Genomic DNA, 8,730 nt, shown 5'->3' with positions numbered 1-8,730 from the left:
TTAGTGGTTAGTGGTTAGTGGTTAGTGGTTAGTGGTTAGTGGTTAGTGGTTAGTGGTTAGTGGTTAGTGGTTAGTGGTTAGTGGTTAGTGGTTAGTGGTTAGTGGTTAGTAGTAAAAAACAACCAACAACCAACAACCAACAACTAACAACTAACAACTAACAACTAACAATTAAGGAGGAAAAAGTGTTTGCAGGGTTTTTGGAAGCCGTATTTAATGGTATTAGTATTGGTGCTGTGTTATTAATTGCAGCGCTGGGATTGGCTATTGTCTTTGGACTCATGGGCGTTATCAACATGGCACATGGCGAGTTGATGATGTTGGGAGCATACACAACATTTGTTGTGCAAAATGGTTGCAAACAACTAGGTGGAGTATGGTTTGAAATTTATATCTTTTTTGCCCTAATTATAGCTTTTTTGCTAACGGCTGCTGTGGGATGGCTGCTAGAACGGGGGGTGATTCGATATCTCTACGGGCGTCCCTTAGAAACTTTACTGGCAACTTGGGGTGTGAGTTTAATTTTGCAGCAGTTTGTTCGGAGTGTGAATTCGGTGCTTGTCATTGGCATCGCCCTGTTTCTGTTGTTGTTTTTTGGCGGTTTGTGGATTTTAAAGAGGCGCACGGGTTTTGGCAGAATTCGTTCTTTGGTTGTAGCTGCGATCTTGTTCCTGTCAGTGGGGGTGGCTATCGCAACTGGTAAGTTTTTGAGCGAAACTTATAAGTTAGCAATGACTCAACCTTGGTTTGGTGCTCAAAATTTGGATGTCACTGCTCCTAGTTGGTTGCAAGATGGAATATCTTTGCTCGGCGTGCAATTGCCTTATCCGAGATTATTTATTATTGCTTTAACGATTCTTTGTGTAACGGGAATTTACCTATTTTTGCAACGCTCTCATTGGGGATTAAGGATTCGCGCTGTCACGCAAAATCGCAGCATGAGCGCTTGTTTGGGCATTCCGACTCAAAAAGTTGATGCAATTACTTTTGCATTGGGTTCGGGATTGGCTGGTGTGGCTGGTTGTGCCATTAGTTTACTCGGTTCGGTGGGTCCAAATACAGGGCAAAACTACATTATCGATACTTTTATGGTTGTTGTTGTGGGTGGTGTGGGGAACCTGGTGGGAACTATTGTGGCAGCATTGGGAATTGGTACGGCGAATTACTTGATTGGTTCTGCAACTTTGGCTTCGTTGTTGACTCCTGTTAAACCTCTAGCGGATCTGTTTGCGTTCTTTGCAACAACAAGTATGGCAAAGGCAACGGTGTTTGCGCTGATTATTGTGTTTTTACAGGTGAAGCCTGGGGGGATTTTTCCTCAGAAAGGTCGTACTGTTGATGTATGAATTGAACCACACCAGAAGCAGAGGACGCAGAGAATGAGAGGGAAGGGAGGAAGGTTGATTTTAATTGAGGTGGGAGTGGTGGTGGCGATCGCTCTCATCCTCATCTCGATTGTACCAGTTGTGCTTTCGGGGTTTCGGCTGAATTTATTGGGGCGATTTTTGTCGCTTGCTATTGTTGCTTTGGGGATCGATTTGATTTGGGGTTACACTGGGTTGCTGAGTTTGGGACACGGGATTTTCTTTGGTTTGGGTGGGTATGCGATCGCCATGCATCTGAAATTGCAAGTTCCTCCAGGAGAGTTACCTGATTTTATGGGGCTTTATGGTGTCACGGAACTCCCCTGGTTTTGGATACCTTTCTATTCGTTCCCTTTTGCAGTTATAGCTGTTGTCATGGTTCCCGCAATACTTGCAGGATTACTGGGATATTTGGTGTTCCGCAACCGGATTCGCGGTGTGTATTTTTCTATTTTGACTCAAGCCGCAACGATTGTATTTTTTAACTTCTTTAACGGTCAACAAGGGTTGTTCAACGGTACAAATGGGTTAATTGATTTTACAACTTTATTTGGAGCAACAGTTAGCGATACAAACACCCAATTTGTTTTTTATAGCCTCACGATATTGTTTCTTGCAGCTACCTATGCACTCTGCCGTTGGTTGACAAGCGGGCGTTTTGGACGGTTGTTAATAGCAATTCGTGATGACGAAAGTCGAGTGCGCTTTTCTGGCTACGATCCGACAGATTTTAAAGTGTTAGTGTTTGCAGTTTCGGGTGCGATCGCGGGTATAGCAGGAGCATTGTATACTTTGCAAAGTAGTTCTGTCTCACCTAGAGCAATGGATATTGCCTTTTCCATTGAAATGGTGATTTGGGTAGCGGTAGGAGGACGTGCTACTTTAATCGGAGCCATTTTAGGAGCATTGTTAGTCAACTATGCCCGTGCTTTTTTAAGCGAACAATTTGCCGAAATTTGGCTATTTTTCCAAGGGGCGTTATTTTTGATAGTTGTTACTGTTCTTCCTGATGGGGTAGTGGGGTGGTTCCGCACTTCAGGAATTCAGCTTTTCAAACGCCGCCAGCAAATTGCTACTTATCCCAGCCTAGAAGAAAATTCCGAGGTGCAGCATGAACGCCAAAATCTTAGAAACTAAAAACCTCACAGTTAGTTTTGATGGCTTTAAGGCACTCAATCAACTAAATTTTAGCATGGATGTAGGTGAATTACGAGTCGTTATTGGTCCCAACGGTGCTGGAAAAACGACATTTCTGGATGTGATTACGGGTAAAGTAAAACCAACGGAAGGACGAGTTTTTTTCAAAGGCAAAAGTTTGCATTCTTTATCAGAACATCAAATCGCCAGACGGGGAATTGGGCGGAAATTCCAAACGCCTCGAATCTATCTCAACTTAACACCTCGCGAGAACTTGGAACTAAGCACTAACCGCAATAAAAATGTTTTTTCTACTTTGTTCGAGCCTTCCAGTACTGCTGAAAAGAAGAGCATTACAGGGTTATTAGAAACTATAGGCTTAGCTGATAAAGCAAATAGACGAGCGAGTTCTCTGTCTCATGGAGAAAAGCAACGCTTGGAAATTGGGATGTTAGTGGCGCAATCTCCCGATTTATTACTTGTTGATGAACCTGTTGCTGGTTTAACAGATGAAGAAACCTACAATATAGGGGAACTCCTATTAACGCTCTCACAGAGTCATTCAATTTTAGTCATTGAACACGACATGGAATTTGTGCGTCAAATTGCTCGGAAAGTAACAGTTTTGCATGAAGGTTCCGTGTTATGTGAAGGCACTATTGAAGAAGTACAAAACGACAAGCGTGTCATTGAAGTTTACTTAGGACAAGTTGTCGCCAGCAACTAATATTAAACTTTATACTAAAAACTTTTCGATGCTGCAAATTTCTAACCTTGACGTTTACTACGGCGAAAGCCACATTTTACGCAATGTAGATTTGAGCGTACCAATGGGGCAAATGGTGTGCTTAATTGGACGCAATGGCGTAGGTAAAAGCACCCTCCTCAAAACAATTATGGGGTTACTCAAACCCCGCCATGGCACAATAACCTTTGCAGGAGAATTGATAAATTCAAAATCTCCAGATCGAAGGGCAAAGCTGGGAATTGCTTACGTTCCCCAAGGACGAGAAATTATTCCCCGTTTGACAGTAAAAGAAAATCTCCTGTTGGGATTAGAAGCGAGACTTAGTAGAAGAAAAAATCCAGAAATTCCTGAAGAAATTTTTAGCCTATTTCCCGTGTTGAAATCAATGCTTTCGCGGATGGGCGGTGACTTAAGTGGTGGACAGCAACAACAACTCGCTATTGCTCGTGCTTTAATGGGACAACCCCAATTACTTTTATTGGATGAGCCTACCGAAGGTATCCAACCTTCAATTATCTTGGAAATTGAAGCTGCAGTCCGTAGCATAGTTACTACCACTGGTATTTCTGTTTTGTTAGTCGAGCAACATTTACATTTTGTCCGCCAAGCCGATTACTATTACGCGATGCAAAAAGGCGGCATTGTTGCTTCTGGTTTAACCAATGAATTGAGCCAGGATGTGATTCAACGCTTTTTAGCTGTTTGATGGAACGATGTCAGAGCAATTAATACGAGTGTGGGCAAAATTTTTTGGCACTTCGGGAGCCACAATCCAACGTTTTTCTGAGATTTCTCGATGCGGTGGCTCTGTATGGGAATGCATCGCTCGATACTCTGCCTATTTGTTTACGTTCTTTGCAACAATTCACGTTAGTATTATGCCAAGACAGACGATGCTGTTACAAAAGTATGAGGCTGCCCTAGCAAACACACAAAATTATTGGGAGAAAGTACTTAGCCATAATTTCTAAACAAATATAATTTTATACTAATAGACAATTAAGTAACTATGGCATTTATTTTTAGTTTATCGACTGAATGTGGTACTCTTCTAGAAGATGCAGAAAGCTTTGCAAAACACTTTCATCAAATCTCCTGGCAGTTGAAGAGTGGAGTAGAGTCAAAATGTAACACTGGAATTTTTCAAGACAGTGAAGATAACTGGTGGGTTAGAGTTTATCCGAGTGGTGTTAGTCAAATTGGCATTACTACTCCTGAGGATGCTTATCAGATGACTGAAATCGGCATACTTTTATATCAACGTTTGCACTCCGCACCTCCATTTCGCTATGCTTTAGTGGGTGTAGAAGTTGATGAATTTAGAACCTACAGTGAACTACTATCAACAAATAGTAACACCAATTTAAATTTTTCTGGGCTGGTGTTGAGTAAAGCTTTATGGCAAGAAATGAATTGTCCTATCGGCTTCAGAATTTTTACTTCTGGTTACCTCTGGAAACCTTATGAAGGGGAAGTTTACAAACCTTTACTAGTATCTTCTGAACTGAGAGATAAACTTGACGAATTGTTTGCTATCCAATCCTAACCTTAGTTTTTTATAGCAATTTTTAGGTAAAGAGACCACAGTGGTTGAACCAACCAAAGACATTATCCCGAACGCGAAGTCTGTTGCCGTATCAAGCTTTGATTCCAGCCAAAATCAAATCAATGGCTTCTTGAGCCTGTCGCTCAATCATCTCTGAACTTAAAAGTTGCCGCGTCGGATCGAGGTACTTAAGATTTTCATGAGCGTTGAAGTAAAAAGTGCAAACCCCTAAAATGTTGATGGTTGTCAGAAATGGATCGAGCGATCGAAACACACCTTCAGCCATTCCGCGTTCTAAAATTGTCGTCATACTCCAGAAACTTTTCTGCCAACCACTCATCTGTCCGTATTGCCCCTGGTTTTGGATGGCTTCATAAAACCACAGCATTCCACGATGCGGATAAGCAGCTCCGTAAGCAATGCCAGCACGAATTGATGCTTTTAGGGCTTCTTCGACTGGTAAATGTTCTTCAGCAAACTGTTGAAATGCCGTATCCAACTCGGCTCCGATCCGTTGCATCACAGCTTGGTAAAGCCCTTCTTTGCTCTCAAAGTAGTAATAAATCATGGCTTTCACAACACCTGTTCGGGCAGCAATGGCATCAATTCGCGTACCAGCCAAACCATAACGGGCAAACTCTTCTTCGGCAGCATCTAGAATGTTTGCCTGAGTTGCCTCTGCATCACGAACTTGTCTTGGCTTTTTTGACTTTTGCTTTGAAGTGCTTGAAAAACTCACGCTTAACCTCTTATACCAGTAGAACCAATACTAACTGAAAATTCGGTCAGTAATTGACAAATGACTTTCAATCAGTAGATACTGACTGAAAATATAGTTAGTTATAAAAGCTCAACTCATGACTCACATTTTGCCAGGAGCACCCTGGCTCATTGCTCATCGCTCAATGTTAGGGGTAAATCAACCGCATAAGGTGACGCTAAATGGTCAAGACTACGCTCTGTGGCAGAACGATCGCGGTGAAATTTTTGCTTTGAACAACGTTTGTCCTCATATGCAAGCTCCACTGTCTAATGGCTGGATTTGCAAAGAGCGAGATACCATCACTTGTCCATTCCATGCACTAGAGTTTGATGGTGAAGGAAAGCTGCACCGAGAAGGTAAGAGGGATACACAGCCTTTCGCTCAACCGCTTAAACTTACGGTGATTGGTGACTGTATTTGGACATATGATGACTGCAAACCGCGTACAGGCATTCCTGACATTGTTAAGCAAATTGCATCTGAATATGATTTTGTCGGTATTGCTGGAGACAAAACCATCCAAGGAGATTTCTTAAGCACTTGGCTGATTAATTCTGATTTCAATCATCAAAACGGAACGCATCGGCAGTTATTTCAAATTGTCCAAAATCACATGACTGAATTTGTCAAGGATGGTTATTGGTACAAGGTAAAGCAGGAAAGTACCAGAGCTAATAACTCAGTCAGAGAACTTTTAAGCAATCCAGTTCTGTTTGCAATACCAAAGATTCTCAAGAGTACGGTTGAGTATTTTTTTCCTTCAGTTCTGATTCTTTATGCTGAAACAGGATCTGGACCATTTGCCCAGGTTGTTGTTCAATATCCACAGCAACAAAATCAAACTAAGATTTATGAGTTAATCTTCGCTAAGTTCAAATCTGCCTGGATAAAACCGCTTTTGCGCCAATCAATGCTAAAAGCCATTGATGTGGTTGTGGAACAAGATTCTACTGCGATTGAAACTCGATATCCTTACCAACCCGCCAAAATCAGACTGCCAAACGAAGAGGTGATGATGTATGCTGAGAAGCTTTATCGTGAATGGTAGCAGGTATGACAGCAACTTGGCATTACTACTCCTGAAGATTGGCGAGCGCTTTTCGATCGGCTAACACCGCCTGGTAGATACTATTATCGCGATCCACAGCATCTATAGCGCTTCTCATCCTTTATGAAGTACATATTTATCTGCGTACATCTGCGTGCATCTGCGGTTCCTTAATTTTTAACTTATTACACCTACTTAAAAACAATTATTTATTTCAAGCTGATTTCAAAGCAAAATCCCCCATGCAAACGTCTAAGTCTAAAGATTGAGTTAGGAATTTTACAAAACTTGACAAAATGCTTTATAAAGATAATAGTGAAATAACCATCGCCAAATTATTATATCTACACGTTTCGAAGTACAATTGGCGATACGGCTATCTTCCGTTAAGCTTCGCTTATCGCAACTGCAATTTCCTCAAGTCTTTCACTCTCGTCACCCCAGGCAAATTAATCAAGAAGCTGTTTATGCGGCAAATCAAGCTCGCTCCTTATTGGTTGCGGTTTCTAATTATAACGGTGTTTGCTATCGGTATATTCTTTCGTTTCTATAATCTTGATACCAAGGTTTACTCCCACGATGAAACCCGGACTTCATTACGTATTTCAGGATACACATCTACAGAAGTTCAACGACAAATTTTTAACGGTCGTGTCATCAAAAAGGAAGCTTTTGATAAGTTTCAAAGCCTCAATTCTGAAAAAGGTTTAGGTGATACACTCAAATCTTTAGCAATTGAAGACCCTCAACGTCCACCCTTGTATTACTTACTCATACGAGTGTGGAGTCAACTTTTTGGCACTTCGGTGGCAACAATCCGCAGTTTTTCTGCTATCGTCAGTTTACTAGTCTTTCCCAGTATTTATTGGCTTTGCCGAGAATTATTCATTGTACCGCTATCGGTTCCCCACGTTGCGATCGCACTCACAACTATTTCCCCAATCCATCTTGTTTACGCTCAAGAAGCACAAGAATATATTTTATGGCTGGTCACAATTTTAGTATCGAGTGCATCACTGCTGCGAGCATTGCGACTTGAAACTACAGGAGAACACAAGCAAGACTACATTTATGTATGGGGACTCTATACAGTCACCTTAACACTCAGTCTTTACACATCTTTATTAAGTGGATTTGTTGCAGTTGCTCATGGAATTTATGTTACTGCAACAGCAGAATTTCAGTGGACTCGAACAGTCAAAGCTTACACGCTTGCATCCTTAGCAGGGTTTTTTAGCTTTATTCCTTGGATATTAATTATACTCACAAATCTCTTTCAATTTCATCAAACAACAAGTTGGTCATCATCTAAATTATCCCTGTTGCCTCTCTTTCAAGCTTGGCTCATTCAATTGAGCCGTATTTTTTTAGATTTAGATTTTGGAATTGAAAATCCATTCAGTTATTTGGTGACCTTAACATTTTTTATAGGAGCGGGATACGCAATTTATATTCTTTGTCTGACAACTCATCCAAAAATCTGGTTATTTATTATACTGTTAATTGCTGTACCAGCAATACCCCTCATGCTACCAGATTTAATGTTTGGAGGAATACGGTCAACTGCTGAACAATATTTGATGCCTTCTTACTTAGGTATCCAATTAGCTGTTGCATATCTGTTGGCAACTCAACTCTACAATGGTAACATTTTACGCCGCAAGATATGGGAAATTATTTTAATTGTAATTATTTTGAGTGGTGTTACTTCCTGTGCGGTCATTTCCCACAAAGAAACTTTATGGAGTAAAGGCATAAGTTATGGTAATCTACAAATTGCTAAAATTATCAATCAATCTTACCGTCCCCTGTTAATAAGCCATGCTTCTAGCAGTCATTCTGGAAATACCTTTTCTCTTAGCTATCTTGTTCAGCCAAAAGCCCGCTTTCTGTTGGTAAGGGGTAAAGCGCTTCCCAAACTTCCCAAAGAATTTACTGATGTTTTTTTACTCAACCCTTCAACCAGCTTACGCAAGACAATAGAAAAAAAGTATAATACCAAAACCCGTAAATTATATAGTTATAAATCTTACACATTTTGGAAATTAAGTAGAAAGTCACAATGAAAGTGAATTGGTCAAAAGTCATTAGTTATTGGTCATTGGTTAAGACAAAAGACAAAGG

General features: G+C 40.8%; 9 protein-coding genes. 8 read left to right on the top strand and 1 reads right to left on the bottom strand.

All coding sequences use genetic code 11. From position 1 onward, the window contains the following. Positions 1 to 185 precede the first annotated feature (185 nt). The 6 genes from F7734_RS16635 to F7734_RS16610 are packed head-to-tail and all read left to right on the top strand — an operon-like array spanning position 186 to position 4,795. A complete protein-coding gene (locus tag F7734_RS16635) occupies positions 186 to 1,346 on the top strand; it encodes a branched-chain amino acid ABC transporter permease (protein ID WP_166481949.1) in 1,161 nt (386 codons plus the stop codon). Positions 1,347 to 1,379: 33 nt separating this feature from the next. Next, positions 1,380 to 2,501 (top strand): urea ABC transporter permease subunit UrtC, encoded by a 1,122-nt coding sequence (gene urtC, locus F7734_RS16630; protein WP_155745737.1) that lies wholly within the window; start codon positions 1,380 to 1,382, stop codon positions 2,499 to 2,501. After that, a complete protein-coding gene (urtD, locus tag F7734_RS16625) occupies positions 2,476 to 3,228 on the top strand; it encodes an urea ABC transporter ATP-binding protein UrtD (protein ID WP_155745736.1) in 753 nt (250 codons plus the stop codon). Before urtC ends, urtD begins: the two co-directional genes overlap by 26 nt. 28 nt (positions 3,229 to 3,256) lie before the next feature. Then, positions 3,257 to 3,955: an urea ABC transporter ATP-binding subunit UrtE gene (gene urtE / locus F7734_RS16620; RefSeq protein ID WP_155745735.1), complete on the top strand. Its 699-nt coding sequence runs from the start codon at positions 3,257 to 3,259 to the stop codon at positions 3,953 to 3,955. A 7-nt stretch (positions 3,956 to 3,962) separates the two neighbouring features. Then, the gene (locus tag F7734_RS16615) at positions 3,963 to 4,220 is read left to right on the top strand and encodes a hypothetical protein (RefSeq protein ID WP_155745734.1); all 258 of its coding nucleotides are present in this window, start codon (positions 3,963 to 3,965) and stop codon (positions 4,218 to 4,220) included. 38 nt (positions 4,221 to 4,258) lie between these two features. Then, positions 4,259 to 4,795 (top strand): hypothetical protein, encoded by a 537-nt coding sequence (locus F7734_RS16610; RefSeq protein ID WP_155745733.1) that lies wholly within the window; start codon positions 4,259 to 4,261, stop codon positions 4,793 to 4,795. 91 nt (positions 4,796 to 4,886) lie between these two features. Here F7734_RS16610 and F7734_RS16605 read toward each other — a convergent pair whose 3' ends face one another. Further along, positions 4,887 to 5,534 carry a TetR/AcrR family transcriptional regulator gene (locus tag F7734_RS16605; RefSeq protein ID WP_166481948.1) on the bottom strand — a complete coding sequence of 216 codons (648 nt, stop codon included), beginning with the start codon at positions 5,532 to 5,534 and terminating at the stop codon, positions 4,887 to 4,889. A gap of 118 nt (positions 5,535 to 5,652) precedes the next feature. Between F7734_RS16605 and F7734_RS16600 the strand changes: the two genes are divergently transcribed. Continuing rightward, the gene (locus tag F7734_RS16600; protein ID WP_155745732.1) at positions 5,653 to 6,606 is read left to right on the top strand and encodes a Rieske (2Fe-2S) protein; all 954 of its coding nucleotides are present in this window, start codon (positions 5,653 to 5,655) and stop codon (positions 6,604 to 6,606) included. A gap of 467 nt (positions 6,607 to 7,073) precedes the next feature. Then, complete coding sequence (locus F7734_RS16595; protein WP_155745731.1) at positions 7,074 to 8,672, top strand: glycosyltransferase family 39 protein; 1,599 nt, start codon at positions 7,074 to 7,076, stop codon at positions 8,670 to 8,672. Positions 8,673 to 8,730 lie beyond the last annotated feature (58 nt).

The organism is Scytonema sp. UIC 10036, from assembly GCF_009725235.1.
The sequence above is the reverse complement of the archived record's forward strand: the minus strand, read 5'-3'. Positions and strand labels throughout refer to the sequence as shown.